This is a genomic window from Loktanella atrilutea (assembly GCF_900128995.1).
In the GTDB taxonomy this organism is placed as follows: domain Bacteria; phylum Pseudomonadota; class Alphaproteobacteria; order Rhodobacterales; family Rhodobacteraceae; genus Loktanella; species Loktanella atrilutea.
Window position 1 is genome coordinate 126,398 of record NZ_FQUE01000009.1, and the last position, 26,142, is coordinate 152,539.

Genomic DNA, 26,142 nt, shown 5'->3' on the forward strand with positions numbered 1-26,142 from the left:
CCCCCTGAGGCATCCTATTCCGCCGCGTCCTTGTAGGGGGCGGCGGTGCCATAGGCGAGGTTCTGTCCGCCGTAGCGGCGCACGCGCACATTGCATTGTTCGGCATGGCCGACGAAGCCTTCGAGCATGCACAGGCGCGAGCCGTAGGCGCCGATCTGCGCCGCCGCCGCATCCGTCGTGATGCGCTGGTAGCTGTGGGTCTTGAGGAACTTGCCGACCCAGAGACCGCCGGTGTAGCGGCCCGCCTTCTTGGTGGGAAGGGTGTGGTTGGTGCCGATCACCTTGTCTCCGTTTGCCACGTTGGTGCGGGGGCCTAGGAACAGCGCGCCGTAGCTGTGCATGTTGTCCAGATACCAGTCGTCGCGGTCGGTCATGACCTGCACGTGTTCCGAGGCGATGTCGTTGGCGACCTGCAGCATCTCCTCGTGCGTGTCGCAAAGGATCACCTCGCCGTAATCGCGCCAGCTGACGCTTGCGGTCTCGGCGGTGGGCAGGATCGCCAGCAGTCGGTCGATTTCGGCCAGGGTGCCTTCGGCCAGCTTGCGGCTGGTGGTCAGCAGCACGGCGGGGGAGTTGTAGCCGTGTTCCGCCTGTCCCAGCAGGTCGGTCGCGCACATTTCCGCATCGACCGTGTCGTCAGCGATGACCATCGTCTCGGTCGGGCCGGCGAAGAGGTCGATGCCGACGCGGCCGTAAAGCTGGCGCTTGGCCTCTGCCACGAAGGCGTTGCCGGGGCCGACGAGCATGTGGACGGGGTCGATGCTCTCGGTCCCGATCGCCATCGCACCGACCGCCTGCATGCCGCCCAGCACGAGGATTTCATGCGCGCCGCCCAGATGCATCGCGGCGACGATGGCCGGATGCGGCGCGCCGTTGACCGGCGGGGCAGAGGCCACGATGCGCGGCACGCCGGCGACGGAGGCCGTGAGCACCGACATATGGGCGGAGGCGACCATGGGGAACTTGCCGCCTGGGACGTAGCAGCCGACCGACTGCACGGGGATGTTGCGGTGCCCGAGGATCACGCCGGGCAGGGTCTCGACCTCGATGTCGGTCATCGACGCGCGCTGCGCCTCGGCGAAGGTGCGGATCTGGTTCTGTGCGAACCGGATGTCGGCCATGTCGCGGTCGGACACCTTCGACATGGCGGCCTCGATCTCTGACGCGGACAGGCGGAAGGAGTCGGGCGCATAGCCGTCGAACTTCTGCGACAGGTCGCGGATCGCGGCGTCGCCGCGCATCTCGATGTCCTTGAGCGTCGTTTCCACGATGCCGCGGACCTTCGCGTCGTCCTCGGCCCGTTCGGCGTCGGGCTTGCCGCGCTTGAGATAGGTGATCGTCATGCTGTCTCCTTCGGGTGCGGTGGCACCCGTGTTCTGTCGTCGAATGCCTCCCAGCCGTGGCCGTCGAACACGTCGCGGCCCAGTTGCGCCAGCACGCTCGCGAAATCCACGCTGACCCAATTGTCCTTGATGCGCCCCTCGGTCACCTGCCAGAAATCCATGTAGGGGATCGTCACGCGCCTGCCCGTGGGCGCGATGCCCATGAAGGGGCCGGAATGGGTCCCCTCGATATGGCCGAAGCAGGACGCCCAGTCGCCTTCGCAGATGAAACGCTGCGTGTGGTAGGTCCGGTCGGTGAAGGCCGCGCGCAGCGGTAGTTGCCAGTTGTCGCGGAAGGCCTGAAGCCCGTCCTTGGTGCCGCAGCCGCGGTTGCCGTACCAGTGGAAGTCCGCGTGGAAATGCGCGGCCATGTCGTTGGAGTTCTCGCCCAAGGCGCGTTCCATGCGCTGGATCACGGCGCGGGTCGCGTCGGCCTGTTCCTGTGGGGTCATCGGGGCAGGGCCTTTCCGGTCTGGGTATCGAAGAGGTGGCAGATCGCGGCGGGCACGCTGGCCTCGACCATCTGGCCGGTCTCGGCGCGGTAGTCCTTGGCGGTCTTGACCGACACCAGCGCGTCCCCCAGCCGCCACGAGATCATCGAGGCCTCGCCCAGCAGTTCCACGGCATAGACCGGCGCCGCGATCTGGCCGCCGCTTTCGGTGATCTCCGCGTCCTCGGCGCGGAAGCCCAAGGTCATATCGCCGTCGGGTGCGGTCAGGCCCGTGACGGTGATGCCGTCGCCGGTGAACGTGCCGCCGCGCAGGGTGCCGGGGATCAGGTTCATCGCGGGGCTGCCGATGAAGCTGGCGACGAAGGTATTGGCGGGGTGGTCGTAGATCTGGGTCGGCGTGCCGACCTGCTGGATTTCGCCCTTGTTCATCACCACGACGCGGTCGGCGAGGGTCATCGCCTCGATCTGATCGTGGGTAACGTAGACAGTGGTGGTCTTGAGCTTGCTTTGCAGGTTCTTGATCTGCGCGCGGGTCGACACCCGCAGCTTGGCGTCGAGGTTCGACAGCGGCTCGTCCATCAGGAAGACGGTGGGCTTGCGCACGATGGCGCGTCCCAACGCCACGCGCTGCCGCTGGCCACCCGACAGTTCCGCCGGGCGGCGATGCATGAACTGTTCGAGTTCCACCATGCGGATGGCAGTCATCACCATCTCGTCGTGCTTGTCTTTCGGCACCTTGCGCACGCGCAGGGGGAAGCGGATGTTCTCGTAGACCGTGAGGTTGGGGTAGAGGCCGTAGGACTGGAACACCATCGAGATGTCACGGTCCTTTGGTTCCAGATCGTTGACCATGCGGTCGCCCAGCCAGATCTCGCCCTCGGTCACATCCTCCAGCCCCGCGATCATCCGCATGGTGGTGGACTTGCCGCAGCCCGAGGGGCCGAGCAGCACGAGGAATTCCTGATCCGCGATGTCGAGGTCGAAATCCTTGACCGCGACGTAGTTGCCCCAGCGTTTGTTGACGTTCTTGAGGTTCAGTCGGGCCATGGGATCACCCTTTCACGGCGCCGGCGGTCAACCCGCTGACGATCTGGCGTTGGAAGAAGAGCACGAGCACGAAGAGCGGTGCGATGGCGGACACGACGGCGGCGACCGCATACATCACCTTGCCCTCGGCCTGTGTGGACCCGAGGAAGCTGGCGATCTTGGGCACCATGGTCTGGTTTTCCTGCGTCAGCAGCATCGAGGTCACGGTGAAGTCGTTGTAGGCCAGCAGGAAGCTGAACAGGCCGGTGGTCACGACGCCGGGCCACATGACCGGGATCACCGCCAGCCGGAACGCCTGAAACCGGGTGCAGCCGTCGACCATGGCGCTTTCGTCCAGATCCTTGGGGATCGACAGAAAGAAGCTGTGCAGCATCCACAGGGTGAAGGGCTGGTTGATCGCCACCAGCACGATGATCGTCGTCGGCAGATAGCCCCAGATGCCCAGTTCGAAGAACGGCAACAGATAGCCCGAGACCAGCGTGACATGAGGCATGGCACGGAAGATCAGCGCCGCGATCAGGATCCAGAAGGTGTAGCGGTAGCCAGACCGCGCCAGCGCATAGCCGCCCAGCGTGCCAAAGGTCAGTGAGATGACGGTGACGCAAAGCGTCACGATGGCGGTGTTGATGACGGATTTCCAGAATTCCTGCTCGAGCCACGCGCCTTCGTAGCCGGCGCCGGTGAAGGCGCTGCCGGTCTGGCGGATCGTCTGGACGCCGGTGATCGCATTGGTCCAGTCCGAGCGCGAGAAGAAGTCCGGTTCGACCTTGAACGACCCCCAGGCCGTCCAGACGAAGGGGAAGGCGGCGGCAATCAGCCACAGCGCAATGAAGCCGAGCGAGAGCACCATCAGGGGCAGGGGCTGTGCGTTGGTGGGGCGTGCCATCGGTCCCTCCTCAGGCCTTGCGGTTGAAATCGCGCCAGGTGCGGATCAGCACGGGCGTCAGCAGGACGATCACCCCGAGCGTGGTCAGCACGGAGGTCGCGGCGGCGGAGGCGAAGAGCGGCGTATCGGCACCGCGCAGGTCGGAATAGATCAGGTAGGACAGCGAGGTCGCATTGGCCTCGGCCGAGAAGCCGACGATCGGCTCGAAGACGCGGAAGTTGTCCATCAGCTGCATCAGTGCCACGAAGGTTGCCAGCGGCAGCAGATAGGGGATGGTGACGAAGCGGATCCGCTCCCACCGGCTGGCACCGTCCACCATGGCGGATTCCATCGTGTCCTGCGGCACGCCCTGCAGGCCCGCGTAGAATACGACGAAGGCGAAGGGCGCGTTGTGCCAGATGCCATAGACGAAAAGCGTGATCCAGGTCAGTGTCGGCGAAGCCTTCAGCGACAGGGAGGGGTTGTTGAACAGCGCCTGCAGGCCCGCGCCGATGATGCCCCGGCTGTCGATCATCCAGTAGAGCACGAGGCTGCCAATCAGCGGCGTGACGATCATCGGCAGCAGCGAAAAGAAGATCACCGGCCCTTTGATCAGCCCCGGAATGGCATTGACGCCGAGAGCGATGAAGAACCCCAGCACGATCACGCAGGGGGTGACGATGAAGGTATAGGCCAGCGTGAAGATCAACGCCTTGTAAAGCGGCAGGTTCATCACCTGATTGAAGAAGCCGCCCCAGGTTTCACTGCGGGTCCAGATCTGGCCGATGCGGTCGAAGGCGAGATGGCCGGAATTAAAATAGGTCCCGAGCCCGTTAAACCGCCCGGCGGGCTGCGCGTCGCGCAGCTCCTGCATGGCGGCGGCGTCGACCTTGCGTTCGGTCGTGCAGCCGAAGGGGCCGCAGGTCTCGACCTCGGTCATCACCTGCTCGTGCTCGATGAAGAGCGACTGGTAGACGACGGACCCGATCGGCAGCGCCACGAAGAGCAGCATCGCCAGCAGCGACGGCAGGATGAAGGCGAGGAACGTCTTGTGCGGCATCCGGGCACCTCCTTTCGGCGTGGCGGGGTTGGCCGGCCGCGCAGGGCGGACCGTGAGGATCGGGTTTGAGGGATGAAAGGGCAGGGCGCGGGGGCGCCCTGCCTATAGGGCCTACTTGATGAAGCCGGCCTCTGTCGCGGCGGTGGTATAGGCGGCGACGGTGTCCTCCAGCGCCTTTTCGGCCGTTTCCTGACCCTGCATGAACTCGGCCAGGTTGTCGCCAAGCGCCGTGTGCAGCATCCCCATGTAAGGTGTCATCGGATAGGGCTTGGCACCCGCCTTCATGTTGGCGAAGACGCCTTCGGACGCCGGGGTGGGCGTGTAGCCGTTCACCAGCCAGGCGGCGAGGCCGGCGGTTTCGGGATCGGCCACGAGGTCTGGCGACAGGGCGTACATCATCGCCTGAAAGGACGCGGCGGCGTCTTCGTCAGAGATGTTCTTGGCCAGTGCGAAGCCGTCCCACCACAGCGTGGTTGCCGGGATGTCGTGGCCGCCCCAGGACGGCATTGCCGCAATCTTTGTTTCCTTGGCGATCTCTGGCGTGGCACCGTTTTCGTCGATGAAGGCGGCAGTGCGGCTGCCCCAGCCGGTCATGATCGCGACCTCGGAGTTTTCCCAGTAGGGCTGGGCCTCGTTCGAGTTGTAGGTCATCACGTCTGGACCCATGTTGTCCTTCAGCGCCTTCATCATCTCGAGTGCTGCGACGCCGGCATCATTGTCGATGGCGGGCTTCGCCGTGCCGTCCTCGAAGAACGGCTCGCCCGAGCCCATGTACATGTTGATGAATTCCTCGCCCAGATCCCAGCCCGGCTTGAAGCTGGCGTAAAGCGGCGTCTTCATGACGCCCTTCTCTTCGAGGGTCTTCGCGGCGGCGATGACATCCTCGTAGGTCGCCGGAACGGCAATGCCATTCTGGTCCAGCAGGTCGGCGCGGTAGTGCAGCATCTGGCTGTTGGCCATGAAGGCGATCGCCATGATCTTGCCGTCGACGCGGATCAGCTGGCTGTCCTGCAGGTTCTGCCCGTATTTTGCGACCAGATCGTCCATCGGCTGAACCAGACCTTCGTTCAGCAAAGGCACGAGCGATCCGTTCGCCACGACGGCGATTGTATAGGCTGCGGGGCTCGTGGACAGGGCAGCGACCTGGATGTCCTTATGCTCCGTCGTTTCGTTGGTCGTGACCTCGACGCCTTCGCCTGCGCAAGTAGCGGCACGGCTGACGACGGCATGCAGCGCTTGAAAATCGTTGGCGAGGATGCGGACGGAGCCGTCGCCTTCGATCGCGCATTGGGCAGAAGCGGCACCGGCCAACCCGATCAGGACAGCGGTGGTGGACAGAAGCATCTTGGTCATGGAAATCCTCTCTGGTGAAGGGCAGGCGGTAGGCCTTGCTGTTCCGGCGTTGGGGGCCATTTCACGCGGTTCCGGATTTCTGGCGACCCGGATGACGACTGCGTTGACGTTGACGCTAGGTCGTGTTGAATACGTTTGCAAGAATTTTTTGAAACGCCGTTTCCGGCCCCACTCGGAGGCTTCCGTGACCCACCCCAAAAGCATCGACCGCCGCCGCCTCCTGGCCGGTCTGCGCGCGCTGGCCGAGGCGACGCCGGAGAGGCTGACGGCCCGGCTGACCGATCTTTACGCCCCCGACGCCCAGTGGCGCGGCAGCCATCCGATCAACGAGATGCAGGGCATCGACGCGATCGCGGATCAGGTCTGGCAGCCGCTGCTGCGATCCTTTCCCGATCTGGAGCGCCGCGACGCGATCTTCGTCGGCGGTAGCTTCGAGGGGCGCGACTATATCGCGGCAGTGGGCCATTACTGCGGCACCTTTCGGCAGGACTGGCTGACGATTCCGGCCACCGGCGCGCCAATCTACATCCGCTACGGCGAGGTGCATCAGGTCGAGAATGGGCGAATCGTCCAGTCGTCCTGCCTGTGGGATGTGCTGGATGTGATCCGGCAGGCGGGCTTCTGGCCGATCGCGCCCAGCCTCGGGACAGAGGGGATGTGGCCCGGCCCGCTGACCGCCGACGGCGTGGCACTTGATCCGCTGGACGCAACGCAGGGCGCTGCCAGCTTGGCGCAGACGCTGGCGATGCATGGCACGCTGGGGGCCTACAACGACCAGGCGCGGCAAGGGCGCGATGGCCTGTTGACCATGCCGCAGAAGGAGCACTGGCACCCGAAGATGATGTGGTACGGACCGTCCGGCATCGGCACGACACGGGGGCTGCAGGGCTTCGTGGATTATCACCAGCTGCCGTTCAGGACCGCTTTTCCGGGGCGCAAGGGCGGCGGGCAGTGGGACGAGATCGCGGAGCTGAAGGCGCAGCACAAGGGCGGTCACTACATCCGGATCGGCGACGGACCATACTCCGTCACGGGGGGCTGGCCGTCCGTCTTTGCCATGCATGCGGGTGGCGGGTTCCTTGGGGTCGGGCCGACCAACCGGCCGGTCACCATGCGGGTCATGGACTTCTATCTGCACCACGAGGGGCTGATCCGTGAAAACTGGGTGCCGCTCGATATCCTCGATCTGCTGCTGCAGATGGGGGTGGATGTGATGGACCGGATGCAGCCGATCTTCCGTAGGGGAAGGTAATGCTTGCAATCGTATGCAGTCCTGTCAGGATCGGCCCAGTTTCGAGCCACTCCAGCAGCCGACAGGACAGGACATGACAGCCCCCGCAGACAACAGCCCAAAGACCACGCCGACACGCAGTACCAGGCAGGATGCACCGACAGGTGAGCCGACATTGCAGCCGGAACGGCTCGACTTTACCCGGATGGTGCCGACGGATCGGCCCCGTGCGCAGGCGATGCAGGGGTTCGATCCGATCTATACGGACATCGTGGACTATATCATCCGCTGCACCCACCGGATCTGGGACGAGCGTGACGTTGGGCTGATCTACACCCACTACACCCACAACTGCGTGGTCTATTCCTCGTCCGGTACGGTCTACAACCGCGAGGACGTGGTGCAGAACACGATCCAGCGGCTGTGCATGCTGCCGGAGCGGCGGGGGATGGCGACCCATGTGATCTGGGGCGGCGACGATCAGACAGGGTTTTACACCTCGCACCTCGTCACCGGGTCCGGGCGGCACACCCAGCCGGGCGCCTGGGGCAAGCCCACGGGACGGCCCTTCGTCGCGCGCACCATTGCCGACTGCATGGTGTTCGAGAACATGATCTACCGCGAATGGCTGGTCGTCGACAGCATGGCGCAGCTGCGGCAGATCGGGCTGGATGTGGACAAATACGCCGAGGACATGGCGCGCGGCTATTTCGAGAAGGGCCTGCTGTCCATCGACATCGGCGAGACCCGTCGCCTGATCGGGCAATACCCGCCCGAGACCGAGGCCGACACGTCCATCGCCACCAACGACATCGAGCGCGAGACGCTGGAATGGATGCACGAGGTCCATAACAAGCGGATGTTCGGCAAGATCAAGGACGTTTACGCGCCCACCGTCCAGTGGCACGGCCCGCTGATGAAGGAGCTTTACGGCGTGGCCTCGGTCATGCACCAGACCATCGGGCTCTATGGCTCTGTGCCGGATGGTGCGTTCATGCCGCAGCACATCTGTTCCGTCCCCTCGGACGAGGGCGGCACCAAGGTTGCGGTGCGCTGGCTGATCGAGGGGCACCATCTGGGGTGGGGCATCCTCGAATCGCTGGGCGCACCCACGGGCAAGCGGGTGCAGGTCATGGGCATGACGCATCTGCACTACAAGGACGGCAAGATCGTCGACGAGTGGACGAACTACGACGAGCTGTCGATCCTGATGCAGGTGAAGCTGGCGCAGATGGCCGATCGCCCGACTGCGGTACTGCAGGATCTTTGAACGGTCCCGTCGCCCGGTCCGGGCGGCGGGTTCGCAAGTCACTCCGCGGCGATCGGCGGTTTCGTTTCCGCCGGGATCGGGCAGGTGTACGGGAACTCCGCCAGATGGTCGGCGTGCGCCTTCTTCGCCGCCGCACGCAGCATGTCGTCGGTCAGGGCGCGGCGCGCGGTGGCGGCCATCAGCTTGGCGGCATGCAGCATCCCCTTGTGGGCGGCCAGGGCCTTGCCCTGCGCCGTCTGCTGCCATGAATGCAGCGCAGTGCCCACGGCACAGGTGGCGACGCGGGCTTGCACGGTCGGCACGGCCCAGCTGACGTCGCCTACGTCGGTCGACCCCATGCCCCCGGTGAAGGGCCGGTTCAGCGGGGCGACGGTATCGAAGAGGGCGAGGTCGTAGTCAGGCCGCTGCGCGACACTGCGAAAGGTGTCGTCGATATCGGCGCGGGTCAGCGTCTCGCGGATCTCGCGGGCATAGGCGCGGTCGGCCTCGTCGAACGGGACGGGGCCAAGCGCCTCGAACTCTGCCTGCATGGCTTCCGACAGGGGGCGGTTTTCCAGCAGGTTCGACACGGCGGAAAAGACGCGCGAGCTGACCTGCGTGCCCGCCATCAGCGCCGCGCCATCCGCGATGGCGCGGACCCGTTGCACCAGATCGGCAAGGCCCTGCAGGTCAGGGCTGCGGATCAGGTGGCGGACGGTGGCCTTGGCCTGCACAACGTTGGGCGCGATCCCGCCCGCGTCGAGGTAGGCATAGTGCACCCGCGCCTGATCGGGCATGTGCTCGCGCAGGTAGTTTACGCCGACACTCATCAGTTCGACAGAATCGAGGGCGGAGCGGCCCAGTTCCGGCGCGCCCGCCGCATGGGCGGCCTTGCCGGTGAAGGTAAAGTCGATGCGGGTGTTGGCGAGGGAGCGCATGTCGTCCACCGCGCTGTAGGCGCCGGGGTGCCATGTGATCGCGATGTCGACGTCATCGAACCAGCCGTCACGCACCATGTAGGTCTTGGCGGCGCCGCCTTCCTCGGCCGGACAACCGTAATATCGGATGCGGCCCGTAATGCCTTCGGCCTCCAGCCAGTCCTTGACGGCGGTGGCGGCAGAGAGGGCGGCAGAGCCCAGCAGGTTGTGCCCGCAGCCGTGGCCGAAACCGTGGTCGGCGATCTGTTGCGGCGTGGCAATGCCGGGCTGCTGGGACAGGCCGGGCAGGGCGTCGTATTCGCCGAGGATCGCGATGACCGGGCCGCCATTGCCCGCCTCGCCCATGACGGCGGTGGGGATGCCGGCGACGTTCTCGGTCACGCGAAATCCCTGCTGTTTCAGCATGGCAGTGTGTTCGGCGCAGGACCGGGTTTCAGTATAGGCCAGTTCCGGCGTATCGAAGACGCGGTCGGCGAGGCCGGTGAATTCAGCGGCGCGGGCGTCGACCAGCGGCCAGACGGGGTTTTCGTTCTGCATGGGCGCATCCTGTGGAAAATGAATGTGGCGGACCCGGTCGGGCCGGCCCGTCATGGTGCCGATCATGGGGCAGGCCGCGTCGGGATGCCAGCCCGCCCGGTTTGGCCCAAGGTCAGGGGTAGAAAACGCCGCCCTGTGCCCTGCGCGGCTTGCCGATGTTGTCCGGCAGAGGGATGAAATCCGCCTCGTCCCCCGGCACGGTGTCGAAGCGGCCCCGGGCCCATTCCTCCTTCGCGGCTTCGATCCGTTCGAGTCGGGAGGATACGAAATTCCACCAGATGTAGCGGGGCGCGCCCATCGGAGCGCCGCCGAACAACATGAAGCGTGCATCGGAGCTCGCCCGCACAGTGATCCGGTCGCCGGGGTGCAGGACCAGAAGCTGCGCCGGGCCGAAGGTGTCGCCGGCGATATCGATCTCTCCCGATATGGTGTACATCGCGCGTTCCTCGGTCGTGGGGTCGATGGGCATGGACCGGCCCGCCGCAAGGGCCACGTCGGCATAGAGCGTGTCGGAGGCGGTGACGAGGGGCGAGGTTTCGCCGAAGGCCGTTCCGGCGATCAGGCGCGCAGTGATGCCGTCGGCGCTGACATGGGGCAGATCGTCCTTGCCGTGATGCAGGAAGGCGGGGTCGTCTTCCTCCCGGTCCTCGGGCAGGGCCATCCAGGTCTGGATGCCGAAAAGGCGTTGGCCGTCACGGCGGCGATCCGCGCTGGTGCGTTCGGAATGGACGATGCCGCGGCCTGCGCGCATCCAGTTGACCGCGCCGGGCTCGATCGCCTGTTCGGTGCCGAGGCTGTCGCGGTGCATGATCTGCCCCTCGAACAGATAGGTGAGGGTGGCGAGGTTGATGTGCGGATGGGGCCGCACGTCGATACCCTGATCGGTCAGGAATTCCGCCGGGCCCATCTGGTCGAAGAAGATGAAGGGGCCGACCATCTGCCGCTTGACGGACGGCAGGGCGCGGCGGACGGTCATCTCTCCCAGATCGACGGCACGGGGGACGATCAGGATGTCGACGGCGTTCACGCTGTCGCGGTCGCCGAGGGTCGGGTCGGGGGTGGGGCTCCAGCTCATGGGTGCATCCTTTCCGGGCGGAGGGGGTGCGCGTTGCGCGTCGCACGCCAGAAAGGTGGCACGGCCCCGACCATTCGAAAAGCCCCGTGCGAGCAGATCGACGGTGCGCGGATGCGCTAGCGCGATGCGGGCTGGGCGGCGAACCAGGCGGAGAGGGCGGCGATGTCGCCGTCGCTGAGATCCTGCGCGGCTTTGGTCATCAGGTTCGCCTTGGTCCCGCCGCCGCGTGCACCGTCGCGCCACAGGTGAAGCTGGTCGGACAGGAACGTGACACTCTGCCCCGCGAGGCGGGGGAAATCTGACGCCCGCGGCCCGGCCTTCGGCCCATGGCAGGCGGTGCAGGCGGGCACGTCGCGGGTGCCTTTGGCCGCCAGTGCCTCGCCCCGGGCAATCAGGTCGCGATCTGTGATATTGCTGACCGTCGTGGGGGTGGTGTCCTGCGCTGCAAACCAGCCAGCCAGTTCCATAAGGTCGGACTCTGTCACGCGAGAGGCGGCGACGTGCATGATGCCACTGTCGCGGCTGCCGTCCGCGTAGGCCAGCAGCGTCTGTTCAAGGTAAGCCTGCGGCTGGATGTCGAGGCGGGGTATCAACGGGTTGTCGGTGCGCCCGGAGTTGTCGTGACACATTGCGCAGTAGGGGAGCGCCTCTGGCGCGCCGTCCGGCCGTGTGGGGCGCGCCGTCAGGTCGGCATAGTTCTGCCCGGTCATGCCGTCCTGCACCGCATCGAGGAAAGCGACCATGGGCCAGATATCGTCGGTGCGCGTCGCGGGCCAATAGGGCATGCCCGACATCTTGACGCCTTCATCGACAATCCAGTGCAGTTCGTTCGGCTGCCATTCCTGCACGGCGTCCGTGATGTGTGGCGGGGCGGGGACCATGACGGTGGGAATGGCCCACCGGTCTTGCCCGGGGGCTGCGTGGCAGACCTTGCAACCGCCGTCGAAGTGCTTCGCCCCCAAGGCGACCATGCCTTCGCCGTCAAGATCGGGCACGGCACTTTCAGGAGGGGCATGCCGTTTCACGGAATTGATGAAGGTGGTGTGCAGGATGAGAGGCACACCCGGAAAATGGCCGACCCGGGCGGAGACGTTGTAAAGCCCTCCGAACACCACGGCAGACCCGCCGATAAGGCCAAGCACCGCGAGGGCGGCGAGCGTCTGCAGAACGCGCTTCATGCGGTTTCCTCCTTGAGTGCGCCGCCGGTCAGCCAGAGGCCAGCGATGAGGTAGACAGGTGTGCCGATGGCCAGCATCATCATGCCACCAAGCTGCTGTTCCGCGAGCGATCCGACGCAGCCCGGCACATACAGCACGCGCGGCGCAAGCGTCAGCAGCGCTCCCAGCAGGGTCATGTGCATCGAGGTCAGCAAAAGCCCCCCCGCGCCCGCCAGACCGCCGCCGCGCAGGCAACCAGCCCAGACGCAAAGGCCTGCGAGCAGGAACAGGGTCTGTTCCGCGACGAAGGCAGGGGTGCTGAAGGCCGCGCCCTCGTGCAGGGCGGGCAGATGAAAGCCCCAAACGATGACGAACTCGAACACCGTGGCGGCGAGAGGGGAGACGGCGAAGATGCGCGTGGCCTTCGGAAAGCCGATGACCAGCAGCGGTGCTACGACGGCGACCAGCCCCATGTGACGGACCATATGAGCGGGAAAGAGACCGATCCACCCCTCCCACGGCCAGACCCAGATGGCGAGCAGAAGGGCGAGGCCGAGGATGCCAAGAGCCTTCATGCGCAGGTGCCGATGAGCAGCACGGGGGTGATCACGAAAATCACGCCGATGAAGGACACGACGCTGAGCAGCACCGTCGCATGGCCGAGGAATCGTGCGCGGCTTTCAGTGTCGCCGATTCCCGGGGTATGACCATCCTCGCCGTAGCCGCCCCTTCGCCAGGTCCGCCAGCCGTTGATGCCACAGGCAACGATCCCTGCCAGTGCCGCGACCGTCAGGGCGGACAGCCATGTCTGCAGCGGCACGGTATCGCCGGATGCGGTAAGCTTGGTGCACCAGACGGCGGTGGCGCCGTAGCAGATGACGAAGTGGAAGGCCCAGATCGTCGGGGCGAGGCTGATCTTCAGCAGGGTCCCGACACCGGTGCGGAATTCGGTCTTGCCCTGCGCCTTCACGACATCCACCCCGGCAGCAGGCCGATCACAGCCGCCGTGACCAGCGATTGCAGCGCTATGAAGTGCCACAGCAGCGTCACGTTGTGGAGATCCGCGTCATAAAGCGGCGTCATCCGCCCCGCGAGGGACCGCGCGAGGCAGTAGCCCTGACCGATCACCCCCAGCATCAGATGCGCGCCCAGCCAGACGGCAAGGCCGCAGATCAGCGCGGGATAGACGTGTTCCGTGGGGCGCAGGTCGCTGACCGCGGTATAGACGGCGGCCCCGCCCGTCAGGGTCAGCACGATGCCGGCGGCCATCAGGATGCGGCCCATTGCGACGTTGCCGCCCCGGTGGATGCCGCGCGCCATGCGCGTCGCGACCCAGGACAGGGCCAGAAGCACGGCGAAGGCCGCCACGTAACCGCCGTCCGCATGTGTCGTATCCTGCGGCGGAAAGTTGTCGCTGGCGGTCCAGTAGAAGAAGAAACCGAAGATCAGCGACGCGAAAGCCGTGGCATCGCCCAGCATGGTGATCCAGACCGCCCACCAGCCCGGCGCATCGGACCCGGAGGCATAGCGCGGCAGGGTCAGGCCAAGTCCGACGTCGCCAGTCGGGGCCTCGGGAATCTGCGCGGTAGAGGTCCAGAGCCAGTAAAGCACACAGACGATGGCGAAGGCACCGCAGACGATCGCAGGCCCATAGATGTGAAAGGTCGGAAAGATGAAGGCGCCGCCGGTGAAACCCGCCGCCAGCATGGTGATATAGGCTGGGCCCGTGACACGCTGAATATGCAGCGGCTTGGCATCGAGGACCGAGGTCACCAGCGTCTCGCGGTGGCCGAATTCGGTATCGCCAAGGTAGAATCGGCCCGCGTCCATCCTCTCCACCATCTGCGGCTGCTGCCAGAGGGGATAGCGCGTGGTAATGTAGGGGATGGTGCGGACGCCCCAGTTTTCCTCTGGCACATCGTGGGACCATTCCAGCGTGCCCGCGTTCCACGGGTTGCGCTGGCGGCCCTCGAAGTCCTTCTTCTTGCGCAGCAGGTCGTAGACGAAGACGAGGAATCCCGCCGCGATGACGAAGCTCGCCACGGTGGACAGCATGTTCAGCCAGCCCCAGTCCATGCTTTCACCATATGTATAGACCCGGCGCGGCATGCCCATCATGCCGGTGTAGTGCATCGGCAGGAAGGCCGCGTTGAAGCCGACGAAAATCAGCCAGAACGACCAGCGGCCCAGCGTTTCTGACATCATCTTGCCCTTCCGGATGAAGGGATAGAAGTAGTAGACGCCCGCCATCACCGGAAAGATCATGCCGCCGAAAAGTGTGTAATGCAGGTGCGCCACGACGAAATAGGTGTCGTGCACGGCCCAGTTGAAGGGCGCGATGGCCAGCATGACGCCGGTCAGACCGCCCAGCGTGAAGATCGCAAGCGCCCCGGCGATCCACAGCATCGGCAGGCTTTTCTTGACCTTGCCCACCATCAGCGTCGCGGCGAAGACGAAGATCTGGATGCCGGTGGGGATCACCACCGCCTCCGACGCGGCCGAAAAGAAGCCGAGCGAAATGTTCGGCAGGCCGGTCGTGAACATGTGGTGGACCCAGAGGCCGAAGCTCAGGAAGCCCACGCCCACTGCGCTCAGCACGATCCAGGAATAGCCGACAATGGGACGCTGCGCGACCGTGGGCACCACCATCGCCGCGATGGCGATGGAGGGCAGGAAGATGATGTAGACCTCCGGGTGGCCGAAGATCCAGAACAGGTGCTGCCACAGCATGGGATCGCCGCCGCGCGTGGGGTCGAAGAAGGGCCAGTCGAAGCTGCGCTCCATCTCGAACAGGAAGTCGCCCGCGATCAGCGGCGGAAAGGCGAAGAGGATCATGCCCCCCACGACCAGCACGTACCACGCGTAGAGCGGCATCAGGTTGACGCGCATCCCGGGCGGGCGGCACTTCAGCACGCCCACGATCAGCTCCACCGCCGCGGCGATGGAGGCGACCTCGATAAAGCTCAGCCCCAGCAACCAGATGTCGGCGCCGACGCCGTCGTCCAGCGTGGACAGGGGTGGATACATGAACCAGCCTCCGCGCGGTCCGCTGTCGAACAGCACCGACCCCATGACGAAGATGCCACCGATCAGGAAGCACCAGTATCCATAGGCCGACAGCCGGGGGAACGGCATGTCGCGGGCACCGAGGAAGGCGGGCAGCACGAGGATCGAGATCGCCTCGAACATCGGCACGGCGAAGAGGAACATCATGGCCGAGCCATGCATGGTGAAGAACTGGTTGAACCGGTCCGCGTCGAGGAACTGGTTGTCCGGCACCGCGAGCTGCACCCGCATCAGCAGCGCCAGCACCCCGGCGCAGAGCATGAAGAAGAGTGCGGTCAGCGAATACCAAGCGCCGACCTTGTCGTTGTTGACGGCGGTCCAGTAGGCGATGCCGGTCGGTTCGTCCCAGGCTTCGCGCAGGCGGTCTTCGCGCGCCGCCTGCGCGGCGCGGTCGACGGGTTCGGCCAGCATCTCCTCGGTGGGCGGCCAGATGCCGGAGGCCTGCGGGCGGTCGGTGCCGGAGTATCTCATTTCAGGCCCTTCAGGTAGGTGGCCAGCGCCATCAGGTCGTCGTCCGGCATGTCGTCATAGGCAGGCATTTCCACCTCGGGCTTCAGGTCGTCGGTGTGGGCGATCCAGTCCGCGATGTTCGCCATGGTCGGTTCCAGCACCCCGGCGCCAAGGCTTTCGCGGCTGCCGACGTGGGTGAGGTCGGGGCCGACCTCACCCACGGCTTCGGTCCCGCGAATGGCGTGGCAGGCGCCGCAGCCTTCGGCCAGAAAGACCTGCGCCCCGCGTTGCGCCTTCGCCCCTTCGGGGGCCATGGCCGGTGCGGCCTCTGCCGCGAGCCATGTGTCGAAATCGGCGGTGTCCAGGGTGACGACCTCGAAGGCCATCTGCGCGTGGGACGCGCCGCAGAACTCGGCGCACTGGCCGCGGTAGACGCCCGTCTCGGTCGGTTCCAGCGAGACCATCGTCTCGCGGCCGGGGAACATGTCCATCTTGCCACCCAGTGCGGGGATCCAGAAGGAGTGGATGACATAGGCGCTGGTCAGGTTGAATTCCGTCCGCGCGCCGACGGGCAGGCGGATTTCATTGGCGGCAACGATGGGTGTCTCTGCACCCTCCGGCCAGTATTCGACGCGCCACCACCACTGTTCGCCGATCACCTTGATGCGCAGGCCGTCGCCGGGCGCACGCTGGTCGGGCATGATCGACAGGCCCCAGGCCAGCAGGGCGGCGATGACGATGGTGGGAAACACGATGCCGCCGCCGATAATCAGTTTACGGGCGGCGGATTCGTCGTAGTGCCGCGTGCTGATCCGATTGAAAAACAGCATCATGCCGTTCACGGCCACCCATAGCACGATTGCCCCGGCTAGCATCACGGCGAAAAGTATCAGCAACGTCTGCGCATCCTGCCCTGCAGGATCGAGGACGGACTGACGCCCGACGCAGGCCCCGAGGGCCAGAAGCGCGGTTAGGACGAGACATGATCTGAATGGCATAGGCTGTGGCGTCCCCGGAGGTTATTCGTCCCGGTGGACCCGGTTGCGTTTCAGACCAGTCTAAACGACCGTGGTGCGTCGTCCAGAGGGTGCGCGCAACAATCTGTCGGACGGTCAGCCAGCACCCATCAGAACGGCGAGGTGGTAAGTGAGAAACGAAGCGGCATAGGCCAGCGCAAGCATGTAGCCGAAGGTCACCCACATCCATGTCCATCCGCCCGTCTCTCGCCGGATCACCGCGAGGGTGGAGGCGCATTGCGGCGCGAAAATGTACCACACGAGGAAGGACAGGGCGGTTGCAAGGCTCCAGCTGGTGGCCAATGTCCGGCCGATCAGGCCGGTGTCGCCTTGTATCGCGTAGACGGTGCCGAGGGCCGAGACCGCGACCTCTCTTGCGGCCATGCCCGGGATCAGGGCCACGCTGATCTGCCAGTTGAACCCGATGGGAGCCAGCAGCGGTCCGATCAGATGGCCGATCATCGCGGCGAAGCTGTAGAAGATGCCGGGTTCGGTGGCGCCGGAGGGCGGGCGGGGGAAGGTCGCCAGCACCCAGATCAGGACGGTCATGGAAAAGATCGTCGTCCCGGCCCGCTTGATGAAGATGCGCGCACGGGTCATCAGTCCGCGGGCCACGTCACGGCCGCGAGGCATCTTGTAGTCCGGCAGTTCCAGCATGAACGGAGGCGACGACTGATCGCGCCAGAACACGAATTTCGCCACCGCTGCGGCGCCGAGGGCGGCCGCGATCCCGGCGGCATAGAGTCCGAACATCACGAGACCCTGCAGGTTGAACAGGCCGGCCACCTGCCGCGCGGGCACGAAGGCCGAGATGATGAGGGTGTAGACCGGAATCCGGGCAGAGCAGGTGATCAGGGGCGCCACGAGGATCGTCGTCAGCCGGTCGCGCCGGTTGTCGATCACACGGGCTGCCATGATGCCGGGTATCGCACAGGCGAAGCTGGACAACAACGGGATGAACGCTCGCCCGTGCAGCCCCGCACCGCCCATGATCCGGTCCATCAGGAACGCGGCGCGGGCCATGTAACCGAGGTCTTCGAGCAGGAGGATGAACAGGAAGAGGATCAGGATCTGCGGCAGGAAGACGAGTACGCCGCCGACGCCCGATATCACGCCGTCGCGCAGGAAGCTTTGGACAAGACCCGGCGGCAGGACTTGCCCGATCAGCAGGCTGAGGTGGTCGAAGACCCAGGCAATGCCATCCATCGCCGGGGTGGCCCAGCTAAACACTGCCTGAAACATGACGAACAGCAGCGCGAGCAGAATGACGAGGCCCCAGACCGGGTGCAGCAGCACGCCGTCGATGCGGTTGGTCACGGTATCGGGCTTTTCAGGCTGGATCACTGCGGCAGAAATCAGCGTATCCGCCACGCGCTGGGACCGGCGCAGGTCGGCGGCCGTGGGCGGGGTCCAGCGGTTTTCGGCAGCAGGCGCTATCCCTTCGTCAATGGCGGCATCGAGGGCTCGCCACACCTCGTCCTGTCCACCGCGGCGCACGGCGGTCGCGGCCACGACGGGGATGTCAAGGTCACGGCTGAGCCTTTCGAGATCGACGGTGATGCCCCGGTGCCGGGCGATGTCGATCATGTTCATGACAAGGATCATCGGTCGCCCGACCTGCTGCAGTTCCATCACCAGCCGCAGGCCCGACCGTGGCGAGGTTGCGTCGGCCACGACCAAGAGGAGGTCCGGTGCCGGTTCACCCGGATGTGTGCCCAGGACGACGTCGCGGGTCACTTCCTCGTCCGGGCTGCGGGCGCGCAGGGAATAGGTACCGGGCAGGTCGATGATATTCAGGGTCCGGCCCGCGGGCGTGCGTGCGATGCCGGTCTTCCGCTCGACCGTGACACCAGCGTAATTCCCGACTTTCTGCCGCCCGCCTGTAAGCGCGTTAAACACGGCCGTCTTGCCGCAGTTCGGCGCGCCAACGATGGCAAAGCGTAACGCCCGCGAATGAGAGCCGTCTGGCATGGGAAATGTCCCGGTTGAATTCTAGGCGACCTGAATGGCCATTGCCTCTCGCCGCCGCAGCGCCACGGTGGTCCCGTTCACCCGGACGGCGATCGGATCGCGTCCGAAAAGGCCTTGATGCAGGATCTGCACCCGCGCGCCTTCGATAAACCCCAGTTCGATCAGGCGCCGCTCCATCTCTGCCGCCGGGAGGCTGGATCGCGTGTCGGCGACTTCGATGGCTTGCACCTTTCCGGAAAAACCTTTTGTCGCCGCCCCGAGGCAGAGGACGGTGATGGGTGGCATAGCATGATCAAGGGCCATGGCGTTGCGTTCCTGCGGCCGGATCTGGCCATAGCACGGCGTGGTTCATCGCGTCGGCAAGGCCTGTCTACGCCCGGCAAAGTAAAATAGTCAAGAACCGGTGGCGACAGTCTGTGGGTACAGATATTTGCGATATCCGAGGGTGCAAAGACCGGCCAAATGCCGTGCCGGCTGGTTCAGGACGCGGCGAGGATGCCCTTGATCTGATCGCCCAGCTTCACCGGGTCGAACGGCTTTACGATCACATCAACGGCACCGCGTTCGATCAGGTCCCGGCGTTCGTGCGGTTGGGCACGGGCGGTCATGAAGATCACCGGCGTCTCGGCGAAGTCGGGTACCTCGCGGATGGCGGCCAGCAATTGAACGCCGCTCATCTCTGGCAGCATCATGTCGAACAGCATGACGTCGGGCTTGAAGTCCGGTGCAACCCGCAGGGCATCCGCCGCATTCTCGCACTGCCGGACGTCGAAACCACCGGCCATTTCCAGCGACATGGCGGCAATTTCGAGGATATCGAGGTCATCCTCGACGTGCAGGAGGCGGATCGGCGCGGATGGCATGTCAGTGAAGACCTCTGTTGGCGCTTAACATGGCCGCGGGTTTTTCCGCGGGTGCGCGATGCAATGTAATGGTAACTGTGGTGCCCTGACCTTCGATACTGGACAAGTCTACCGTTCCGCCATGACTTTCGACAATGCCTTTCACGATGCTGAGTCCCAGACCGGTGCCGCCCTGCCGGGAGCGGCTGGCCTTGCCGACCTGTGTGAACCGGTCGAAGATCGTTTCGAGCGCGTCGGCAGGGATGCCGATACCTTTGTCGGTGACGCTGACGTGCAGTTTTTCTTCGTCAGAATCGACACGAACCTCGATGTCGGTGCCCGTGGGTGAAAACTTGCAGGCGTTCGAGATCAGGTTCGTCATGACCTGATGGATACGGTCGGCGTCGTAGCAGACAAATGCAGAGTCGTCCTCGGCGATCAGGCGGATCGTGACGCCGAAGCGGGTGGCGAAGGCCTCGTTTGCGGCAATCGCCTCCTTCAGTGTCTGGATCAGATCCTGCCGTTCCATATCATAATCCATCTGCCCCGCAGCCAGCTTCTCGAGGTCGAGAATGTCGTTCACGATCAGCACCAGCCGGTCGGCGTTGCGGTAGGCGATGTCCAGCAGGTCACGGATCTTGTCGGTCAATTCACCCGCGACGCCGGATCGGATCAGACCCAGGGCACCCTTGATCGAGGTCAGAGGTGTGCGAAGTTCGTGGCTGACAGTGGCGACCAGCTCGTCCTTGGCGCGGCCGGCGGCCTTGACGGCAACCTGGTCGCGCAGGACGACATAAAGCCGAGGCCGGATATCGGTGTGCTCGATCAGCTGCACGTCGGCACGGTAGGGAACGCCCTTGTAAAGCGCTTCGAAGGCGAAGCTGCCGATTTCGTGCGCAAGCAGGGATTCAATCTGCCGCGATACCGCCGGCCTGTCACATTCCAGCGGCAGCGAGCCGACGCGGATGACCGACATGTCCTCACGGTTCCAATTGAACAGCGCCGCCGCTGCATCATTGGCAAACGTCAGTTCGTAATTGGTGGTGCTGACCATGAAGACCGGTTCGGTCAGCCGGTTCAAGCTGGCGGTGGCGTTGTGGGCTGCCAGAGATTCCTTCGTTCGGCTGATGTCGGAATGCACCAGCAGGGTGCCGCAGGGCCGGCCGTCCGCATCCGTGTCCGATAATGCCGTAGCACGGGTCCAAAGGATGATGCCGTCGCGGCCCACGATGCGATTTTCACCGGTCCAGCTGTCACCGGTGGCGAGAGCGTGCGACGCCTCTGCGTGTGGCGCAACATCCTTGGGGTGGTGAAGCACGGATACGGGCCGCCCGATGATTTCCTCTCGCTGGTAACCCGTCAAAGCGAGGAAGTGGTCATTCACCTGCCGGATCTTGCCCTGCAGGTCGGTCCTGACCACAAGCGCATGAAGGTCGAGCGCAATTGTATCCCGCGATGATCGCGTCGTCCCGCCGCCAACGGGGGCAAGGGACTGACGCGGTGGCAGACACATGAGCAACCCAAGGCTTGCGGTCAGCGCAAAGATGCTGGCGGAGGTCGCGTTAAGATGCATGAAAGGCTGGGTCTGCCATATCAGCATTGCGGCCGCGCCGGTAGAGATGGATCGCAATGCGAGCCGTGATGACAAAATGGGGTCTCGCATAAAAATAGTCCTGCGATAAAAGTCTTTATTCAAGATCAAACGTCAAGCCGAGAGCTTCGACTGCCAACTGAATAATTTTCATTTGAGGCAAGTTTATGGCTCAGGAGAGGGTAAGGCGGGGCCTCTGCAATCGCGCCGAAAATGTCAGGCGACTGCAGTTTTCATCATTTCCTGCTTGAGGTTGGCGACGATATCGGGAAGGCCGTTGCGGGACTTCGTCATCGCGAGATCAATGCGGTCCTTGCAAATGGTCAGGTCCGCCGACGACAGGACCACGATCCGGGCCTTTGGTTGCGCGATGACCAATTCATCCAGCAGGCAGGCGACATCGCCGTCGCGCAGCACCCAGTCGACGAGGATCAGGTCGTAGGACCGCTCTTTCATCCGTTGCCGCGCTTCGGTCAGGGTGGCGGCCTTCGTGATGTCGGCGATATCGCCAAGGCCGTAAAGGATGACTTCTGCAAAGTCGTCGTCATCCTCGAGGTGCAGGATGACCTTGCGCGACAAGTCGGTGGTGATCACGGGAACCTCGACCTTTTCGGGCTGCGGCGCGGTTGCAAGCGGGCAGGTGAAATGGAAGGTCGTGCGCACGTCGGGGTCGCTTTCGAATCCGATCTGTCCACCCATTTTCTCGACCATCTGACGACAAATGCTGAGCCCGAGGCCGGTGCCGCCCTTCTGGCGGGTATCCGAACTGTCCGCCTGCGAAAAAGCGCCGAAAATTCGGCTCCGGAAGGCCTGGGGCACGCCGGGTCCGCGATCGGTGACGTCGAAGCGCACCATGTCGTCGCTGCGCAGGATCTCGACCACAACCGCACTGCCCGTCGGGGCGAACTTGCAGGCGTTCGAAAGCAGGTTGTTCAGGATCTGTGCCATGCGATCGGCATCGACCATCACCTCGGCCCTGTCGGACCGGTCCACGACACGGAACGTCAGGCTGTTCTTCAGCAGAAGGGGGCGGTTGTTTTCGAGTGCCTCTGTGACGAGGGCGGCGGCGTCATGGCGCTGGATGTTGAAATCCATCTTGCCCGCAGTGATCTTTTCCAGATCGAGGATGTCGTTCACAAGGGCAATCAATCGGTTGGTGTTGGCGCTGGCGATTTCGAGCAGCCGTGCCGACGGCGCCGAAATCTCGTCGGACCGCTTCGCCGCAATCAGCCCCAGCGCACCCTTGATCGATGTCAGAGGCGTCCGCAGCTCGTGGCTGATGGTCGCGATGAATTCGTTCTTGACCAGTTCGGCCCGCTTTTCCTCTGTGATGTCGTTGATCTGAACGATGAAGATTTCCGTGCCCTGTGCCGGGTCGAACGCCCAGGACACCTTGATGAGGCCCCAGCGCACGTCGTCGCCGGCGCAGCAGATCCGATGTTCGCCGCGATAGTTCCGCTTTGAGTCACCTTGCAGGTCGACTACAGCCGCCAGTATCGCGTCACGTTCCTCCGGCATCAGGATCGAGCCGAGGTGGCTGCCGACCAGCTCCTTCTCGTCGTGGCCGGTAAGGTTCGACAGGGCACCGTTTGCGCGCGTCAGGATGCCATTCTGATCAAGTATCGCCGTGCCGACCGGGGCGCGGTCGATCACGAGTTGCAGCAGTTCCTCGCTTTGATTGCGGGCCATTTCTGCAGCGCGCAGGGCTGTGATGTCGGTCTGTGCGCCGATCAGACGCAGCGCCGTTCCATCGGCCCCGCGCTGCACCACGACGGCGTCCGATCGCAGCCAGCGCCATTTGCCGTCAGGCGTGCTGACACGGAATTCGGAAATGGAACGCGGTACCTTGCCCTTGATCGCTGCCAGATCGGCCGCCTGCAGCGCCTGCAGATCGTCGGGGTGGACGCGAGAGAAGAAGTGCGCCTGCGCATTGATGCTCACGTCATCCGGCACCTCCATCATCCGTCTCCAGGTGTCGGAGACGATCGAGGTATTAGTCGTCAGGTCCACATCGAAGACACCAATTTCTGCACCCTGCAACGCGAGGTTCCAGCGCTCCTCCGCGGCACGAATCGTCTGCTGCGACTGGATTTCTTCGGTGACGTCACGGAGCAGGACGGACTGGACCGATTTGCCGTTGGACCGATGCCAGACATTCGTCTGCATTTCGAGGTTGCGTAATTCCCCGTTGCGCAGCGCTGTTGCCATCTGCGGCACTGCGCTGTCGATTTCGGGGTTGTCCGGCTTGATCAGATTGGCCAGGCGGCGGCCTTTCAATTCCGTCTTGTTCAATCCCAGCAGATTGCAGGAGGCGGCGTTGGATGACTGGACGATCCCGTCCGCGTCCAGATGAATGACGCCGAAAACGGAATTCTCGATCACTGCCCGGTTCTGCTGTACCCGGTCCGACAGGGCGCGGGTCTTCTTGTCGACGAGCCTGTTGATCTCCGTCTCGCGGGTGGCCAGCGTCCGCAGGTAGAACCACAAGAGCATCGTCGTGCAAAACCCGGTTACCAGCACGATATAGGGTGCGGGGCTGTGGTGCAGCCCATCGAAAGCGGGCGAGCTTTCCCATGTCACGGACCAAGTCCGGCCGTGAACCGGAATGTCTTCGGACCTGACGTAGTGGGACGCCGTATCGTCGTGACCGGAGTGATAGATGATTTGATCCCCGTCCGAGACGGTGACTCCGTATAGATCGCCCTGACTTGCAGACAGGCCGGAAAGGGCTTCTTCCATGAAGAACGGTGCATACACCCAACCGAGGTGTGCGGCCTTCCGGGCGTCCACCGTCTCGGGGATCGGGGTGATGTCGTAGATCGGCCGAAGCAGCAGCGCGCCCCAGGTCTCGCCGCCCCGTTGGACCAGTTCGATCGGGCCCGTCATCTGCGCCACGCCGGCGTCGCGGGCCAGCACTGCGGCGCTCCTCCGCGTCTCCTCAAAACTGATATCCAGACCGCGCGCCGCCTCGTTCGAGGGCGCCGGTTCGATGTAACGGACGATCATCTTTTCGGCGCGTCCGGTTTCCGGGTGCACGACCAGTTCACGCTCTCCGGCTGCGCGGACGCTGTCCAGCATATCGACCAATTCCGGACCGTCGACCGGTTGCACCAGTCCGAGACCCAGCACGCCGGGCAAGGTGCGATCGATGTCGAGCGCCGCCACGTAGGACGCCCAATCGCCAGCCGTGACGTTGTCCGACGCGTCGTAGAAGGCCGCGAGTCCGTTGAGGCCGAGCATGTAGCTTTCGATGCGCGTCAGCATCGCCGCCCGGCTGTCATCGACGATGGATTGATAGGCCGATTCCGCGCGGCGTTGTGCTACGACCTCTGCTGCGATCGCGATTCCGCCCGTCAGTCCGAGACAAATCATGGCAATCAGGACATGAACCCTGATGTTCGCATTGGCCGACATCGAATTTACTACTCAAGGGTGCTATTTTAACAGGCGTTCGAGACTGTTACCCACATCAGTCGTCAAGGGGACTGGTTTCCGGACACTTTTTCGGCACCTGTGCCATTTCTGCCTATGCGTGCAGGACCCTGTCCTTTTGTTCAGGTATGATCGGCAGCGGACGATGACAGCGACCATCCCAAAATCATCGTCGATTCGACAAATTGCCACCGCAATTGGGGATCACCCGTGGGCACAAGACGACCATTCCCGCATCCCAGAGATGCACGTGCAGGCAGAAGGGCCCGTGTCATGAAAATTCTGGCTGTTGATGACGATCCGTTCATCCTTGAACTTCTGACCGAGATCATCGGCCACGTCGGCGACCATACACTGCAGACCGCTGTTTCTGGCCCCGAGGCCCTCGAGATGTTGCATGAGCAAAGGGATTTCGACTGCGTCATGCTCGATTACCAGATGCCAGAGATGAACGGGGTGGAGGTTTGCCGTGCCCTGCGCCTGATCAACGGCTATGCCCAGACGCCGGTCATGATGCTGACGGCGATGTCGGAAAAGCGCTATATTGATTCGGCCTTTTTAGCGGGGGCCACGGACTACCTGACGAAGCCTTTCGACATCTCCGAACTGCGCGTCCGGCTGAATCTGATCGAGTCGCTTGTTCAGGCGCGCCGTGACAACGGCACAAAGCTTGAACCGACGCCATCCGGCCATCGCGCCAGTGTCGGCGCGACGCCGATGTCGATCGATAAGCCGTTCGAGATCAGGGACATCGAAGGCATCGTCGATGTCGTCGCATTGGAAAACTACGTGTCCAAACTATCGCGGGCGCGTTTGTTCGGATCCAGTGTCTTCGCGATCTCGATCCGGCGGATCGAGCAGCTGTTCCTGCAGACCTCGGTCTTCGACTTCCAATGCATGATCGTCGACGTGGCAGAGGCGCTGTCCGACACGCTGGCCTCGCAGACTTTCGTCGCGGCCTACGCGGGCAGCGGATCGTTCGTCTGTGTCGTCGAGGGCGCGCGCATGACTGATTACGAGGCATTCACCGATCGGCTGAACCTGTCGATCCAGCGGCTGGAAATGCATTGCAGCAACGGCGCGCCCTTGAACGTGCGCGTCAGCACGGGTCAGTCCAGCCGCATCATGTGGCAGTCCGGCGCCTCGGCGCTCGATCTGTTGTCGCGAGCGGTCAACAGTGCAGAGCAGGAGGCGCGCCGGGTCGAGGCGCAGCTGGATGATTTCTGGTTCTCCGGAGCCACGGCGTGATGGATCGTCAATCCTTCGACGACGGCATGGCCCGCCTGAGGGGACTGTTCATCCGCAAACTTTGCGACCGTCACGATCGGTTGGAACTGCTGGCCCAGGCTTTGGCCGGGCATGCGGATCCGGTCGCGACCACCGCCGAGATCGAGGGGATCCTGCACAAGATCGCCGGGTCCGCCGGGTC

Annotated in this window: 22 protein-coding genes; 4 read left to right on the forward strand and 18 right to left on the reverse strand. The window is 64.2% G+C overall.

Going from position 1 to position 26,142, the window contains the following annotated elements:
- Positions 1-14 precede the first annotated feature (14 nt).
- The 6 genes from hisD to BUA54_RS16185 all read right to left on the reverse strand — a co-directional run bounded on the left by hisD (position 15) and on the right by BUA54_RS16185 (position 6,158).
- Positions 15-1,343 carry a histidinol dehydrogenase gene (gene hisD, locus BUA54_RS16160; protein WP_072858295.1) on the reverse strand — a complete coding sequence of 443 codons (1,329 nt, stop codon included), beginning with the start codon at positions 1,341-1,343 and terminating at the stop codon, positions 15-17.
- Complete coding sequence (locus tag BUA54_RS16165; protein ID WP_072858296.1) at positions 1,340-1,834, reverse strand: ester cyclase; 495 nt, start codon at positions 1,832-1,834, stop codon at positions 1,340-1,342. Before BUA54_RS16165 ends, hisD begins: the two co-directional genes overlap by 4 nt.
- A complete protein-coding gene (locus tag BUA54_RS16170) occupies positions 1,831-2,880 on the reverse strand; it encodes an ABC transporter ATP-binding protein (RefSeq protein ID WP_072858297.1) in 1,050 nt (349 codons plus the stop codon). The genes BUA54_RS16165 and BUA54_RS16170 overlap by 4 nt, the downstream gene beginning before the upstream one ends.
- A 4-nt stretch (positions 2,881-2,884) precedes the next feature.
- A complete protein-coding gene (locus BUA54_RS16175) occupies positions 2,885-3,766 on the reverse strand; it encodes a carbohydrate ABC transporter permease (RefSeq protein WP_072858298.1) in 882 nt (293 codons plus the stop codon).
- Between the two features lie 10 nt (positions 3,767-3,776).
- On the reverse strand, positions 3,777-4,805 hold the full coding sequence (locus BUA54_RS16180; protein WP_072858299.1) for a carbohydrate ABC transporter permease: 1,029 nt from the start codon (positions 4,803-4,805) through the stop codon (positions 3,777-3,779).
- 111 nt (positions 4,806-4,916) lie between these two features.
- Positions 4,917-6,158 (reverse strand): ABC transporter substrate-binding protein, encoded by a 1,242-nt coding sequence (locus BUA54_RS16185; protein ID WP_072858300.1) that lies wholly within the window; start codon positions 6,156-6,158, stop codon positions 4,917-4,919.
- Positions 6,159-6,342: 184 nt separating this feature from the next.
- On the opposite strand from BUA54_RS16185, the gene BUA54_RS16190 reads away from it, so the two are divergent.
- Positions 6,343-7,410 carry a nuclear transport factor 2 family protein gene (locus BUA54_RS16190; protein WP_245810731.1) on the forward strand — a complete coding sequence of 356 codons (1,068 nt, stop codon included), beginning with the start codon at positions 6,343-6,345 and terminating at the stop codon, positions 7,408-7,410.
- A gap of 73 nt (positions 7,411-7,483) precedes the next feature.
- Complete coding sequence (locus BUA54_RS16195) at positions 7,484-8,659, forward strand: nuclear transport factor 2 family protein (protein ID WP_072858301.1); 1,176 nt, start codon at positions 7,484-7,486, stop codon at positions 8,657-8,659.
- Between the two features lie 38 nt (positions 8,660-8,697).
- Here BUA54_RS16195 and BUA54_RS16200 read toward each other — a convergent pair whose 3' ends face one another.
- The 12 genes from BUA54_RS16200 to BUA54_RS16255 all read right to left on the reverse strand — a co-directional run bounded on the left by BUA54_RS16200 (position 8,698) and on the right by BUA54_RS16255 (position 24,695).
- Complete coding sequence (locus BUA54_RS16200; protein ID WP_072858326.1) at positions 8,698-10,113, reverse strand: M20 family metallopeptidase; 1,416 nt, start codon at positions 10,111-10,113, stop codon at positions 8,698-8,700.
- Positions 10,114-10,225: 112 nt separating this feature from the next.
- A complete protein-coding gene (locus BUA54_RS16205) occupies positions 10,226-11,188 on the reverse strand; it encodes a pirin family protein (RefSeq protein ID WP_072858302.1) in 963 nt (320 codons plus the stop codon).
- A 116-nt stretch (positions 11,189-11,304) separates the two neighbouring features.
- The gene (locus BUA54_RS16210) at positions 11,305-12,366 is read right to left on the reverse strand and encodes a c-type cytochrome (RefSeq protein ID WP_072858303.1); all 1,062 of its coding nucleotides are present in this window, start codon (positions 12,364-12,366) and stop codon (positions 11,305-11,307) included.
- Entirely contained in the window at positions 12,363-12,920 is a 558-nt protein-coding gene (locus tag BUA54_RS16215) for a cytochrome c oxidase assembly protein (RefSeq protein WP_072858304.1), read from the reverse strand. Before BUA54_RS16215 ends, BUA54_RS16210 begins: the two co-directional genes overlap by 4 nt.
- The gene (locus tag BUA54_RS16220; protein ID WP_072858305.1) at positions 12,917-13,324 is read right to left on the reverse strand and encodes a hypothetical protein; all 408 of its coding nucleotides are present in this window, start codon (positions 13,322-13,324) and stop codon (positions 12,917-12,919) included. The genes BUA54_RS16215 and BUA54_RS16220 overlap by 4 nt, the downstream gene beginning before the upstream one ends.
- The gene (ctaD, locus tag BUA54_RS16225) at positions 13,312-15,882 is read right to left on the reverse strand and encodes a cytochrome c oxidase subunit I (RefSeq protein ID WP_072858306.1); all 2,571 of its coding nucleotides are present in this window, start codon (positions 15,880-15,882) and stop codon (positions 13,312-13,314) included. The genes BUA54_RS16220 and ctaD overlap by 13 nt, the downstream gene beginning before the upstream one ends.
- Entirely contained in the window at positions 15,879-16,859 is a 981-nt protein-coding gene (gene coxB, locus BUA54_RS16230) for a cytochrome c oxidase subunit II (RefSeq protein WP_072858307.1), read from the reverse strand. The genes ctaD and coxB overlap by 4 nt, the downstream gene beginning before the upstream one ends.
- Positions 16,860-16,973: 114 nt before the next feature.
- Entirely contained in the window at positions 16,974-18,848 is a 1,875-nt protein-coding gene (feoB, locus tag BUA54_RS16235) for a ferrous iron transporter B (RefSeq protein ID WP_072858308.1), read from the reverse strand.
- 21 nt (positions 18,849-18,869) lie between these two features.
- A complete protein-coding gene (locus BUA54_RS16240; protein WP_342742729.1) occupies positions 18,870-19,151 on the reverse strand; it encodes a FeoA family protein in 282 nt (93 codons plus the stop codon).
- 176 nt (positions 19,152-19,327) lie between these two features.
- Positions 19,328-19,711 (reverse strand): response regulator, encoded by a 384-nt coding sequence (locus tag BUA54_RS16245; protein WP_072858309.1) that lies wholly within the window; start codon positions 19,709-19,711, stop codon positions 19,328-19,330.
- A gap of 1 nt (position 19,712) precedes the next feature.
- Entirely contained in the window at positions 19,713-21,263 is a 1,551-nt protein-coding gene (locus tag BUA54_RS16250; RefSeq protein ID WP_178352769.1) for a PAS domain-containing sensor histidine kinase, read from the reverse strand.
- A gap of 234 nt (positions 21,264-21,497) precedes the next feature.
- Entirely contained in the window at positions 21,498-24,695 is a 3,198-nt protein-coding gene (locus BUA54_RS16255) for a CHASE domain-containing protein (RefSeq protein ID WP_072858311.1), read from the reverse strand.
- 291 nt (positions 24,696-24,986) lie between these two features.
- Here BUA54_RS16255 and BUA54_RS16260 point away from each other — a divergent pair, with 291 nt between their 5' ends.
- Positions 24,987-25,961, forward strand: a complete 975-nt coding sequence (locus BUA54_RS16260; RefSeq protein ID WP_072858312.1) for a response regulator — start codon at positions 24,987-24,989, stop codon at positions 25,959-25,961.
- Positions 25,961-26,142, forward strand: a 182-nt coding sequence (locus BUA54_RS16265; RefSeq protein ID WP_143155458.1) for a hypothetical protein, incomplete at its 3' end; no start/stop codon positions are given. The genes BUA54_RS16260 and BUA54_RS16265, both read left to right, overlap by 1 nt.

What these genes read in the sequence shown, in the direction of transcription:
- hisD (WP_072858295.1), bottom strand. Translation starts at nt 1,343, where the DNA reads ATGACGATCACCTATCTCAAGCGCGGCAAGCCCGACGCCGAACGGGCC.
- BUA54_RS16165 (WP_072858296.1), bottom strand. Translation starts at nt 1,834, where the DNA reads ATGACCCCACAGGAACAGGCCGACGCGACCCGCGCCGTGATCCAGCGC.
- BUA54_RS16170 (WP_072858297.1), bottom strand. Translation starts at nt 2,880, where the DNA reads ATGGCCCGACTGAACCTCAAGAACGTCAACAAACGCTGGGGCAACTAC.
- BUA54_RS16175 (WP_072858298.1), bottom strand. Translation starts at nt 3,766, where the DNA reads ATGGCACGCCCCACCAACGCACAGCCCCTGCCCCTGATGGTGCTCTCG.
- BUA54_RS16180 (WP_072858299.1), bottom strand. Translation starts at nt 4,805, where the DNA reads ATGCCGCACAAGACGTTCCTCGCCTTCATCCTGCCGTCGCTGCTGGCG.
- BUA54_RS16185 (WP_072858300.1), bottom strand. Translation starts at nt 6,158, where the DNA reads ATGACCAAGATGCTTCTGTCCACCACCGCTGTCCTGATCGGGTTGGCC.
- BUA54_RS16195 (WP_072858301.1), top strand. Translation starts at nt 7,484, where the DNA reads ATGACAGCCCCCGCAGACAACAGCCCAAAGACCACGCCGACACGCAGT.
- BUA54_RS16200 (WP_072858326.1), bottom strand. Translation starts at nt 10,113, where the DNA reads ATGCAGAACGAAAACCCCGTCTGGCCGCTGGTCGACGCCCGCGCCGCT.
- BUA54_RS16205 (WP_072858302.1), bottom strand. Translation starts at nt 11,188, where the DNA reads ATGAGCTGGAGCCCCACCCCCGACCCGACCCTCGGCGACCGCGACAGC.
- BUA54_RS16210 (WP_072858303.1), bottom strand. Translation starts at nt 12,366, where the DNA reads ATGAAGCGCGTTCTGCAGACGCTCGCCGCCCTCGCGGTGCTTGGCCTT.
- BUA54_RS16215 (WP_072858304.1), bottom strand. Translation starts at nt 12,920, where the DNA reads ATGAAGGCTCTTGGCATCCTCGGCCTCGCCCTTCTGCTCGCCATCTGG.
- ctaD (WP_072858306.1), bottom strand. Translation starts at nt 15,882, where the DNA reads ATGAGATACTCCGGCACCGACCGCCCGCAGGCCTCCGGCATCTGGCCG.
- coxB (WP_072858307.1), bottom strand. Translation starts at nt 16,859, where the DNA reads ATGCCATTCAGATCATGTCTCGTCCTAACCGCGCTTCTGGCCCTCGGG.
- feoB (WP_072858308.1), bottom strand. Translation starts at nt 18,848, where the DNA reads ATGCCAGACGGCTCTCATTCGCGGGCGTTACGCTTTGCCATCGTTGGC.
- BUA54_RS16240 (WP_342742729.1), bottom strand. Translation starts at nt 19,151, where the DNA reads ATGGCCCTTGATCATGCTATGCCACCCATCACCGTCCTCTGCCTCGGG.
- BUA54_RS16245 (WP_072858309.1), bottom strand. Translation starts at nt 19,711, where the DNA reads ATGCCATCCGCGCCGATCCGCCTCCTGCACGTCGAGGATGACCTCGAT.
- BUA54_RS16250 (WP_178352769.1), bottom strand. Translation starts at nt 21,263, where the DNA reads ATGCATCTTAACGCGACCTCCGCCAGCATCTTTGCGCTGACCGCAAGC.
- BUA54_RS16255 (WP_072858311.1), bottom strand. Translation starts at nt 24,695, where the DNA reads ATGTCGGCCAATGCGAACATCAGGGTTCATGTCCTGATTGCCATGATT.
- BUA54_RS16260 (WP_072858312.1), top strand. Translation starts at nt 24,987, where the DNA reads ATGAAAATTCTGGCTGTTGATGACGATCCGTTCATCCTTGAACTTCTG.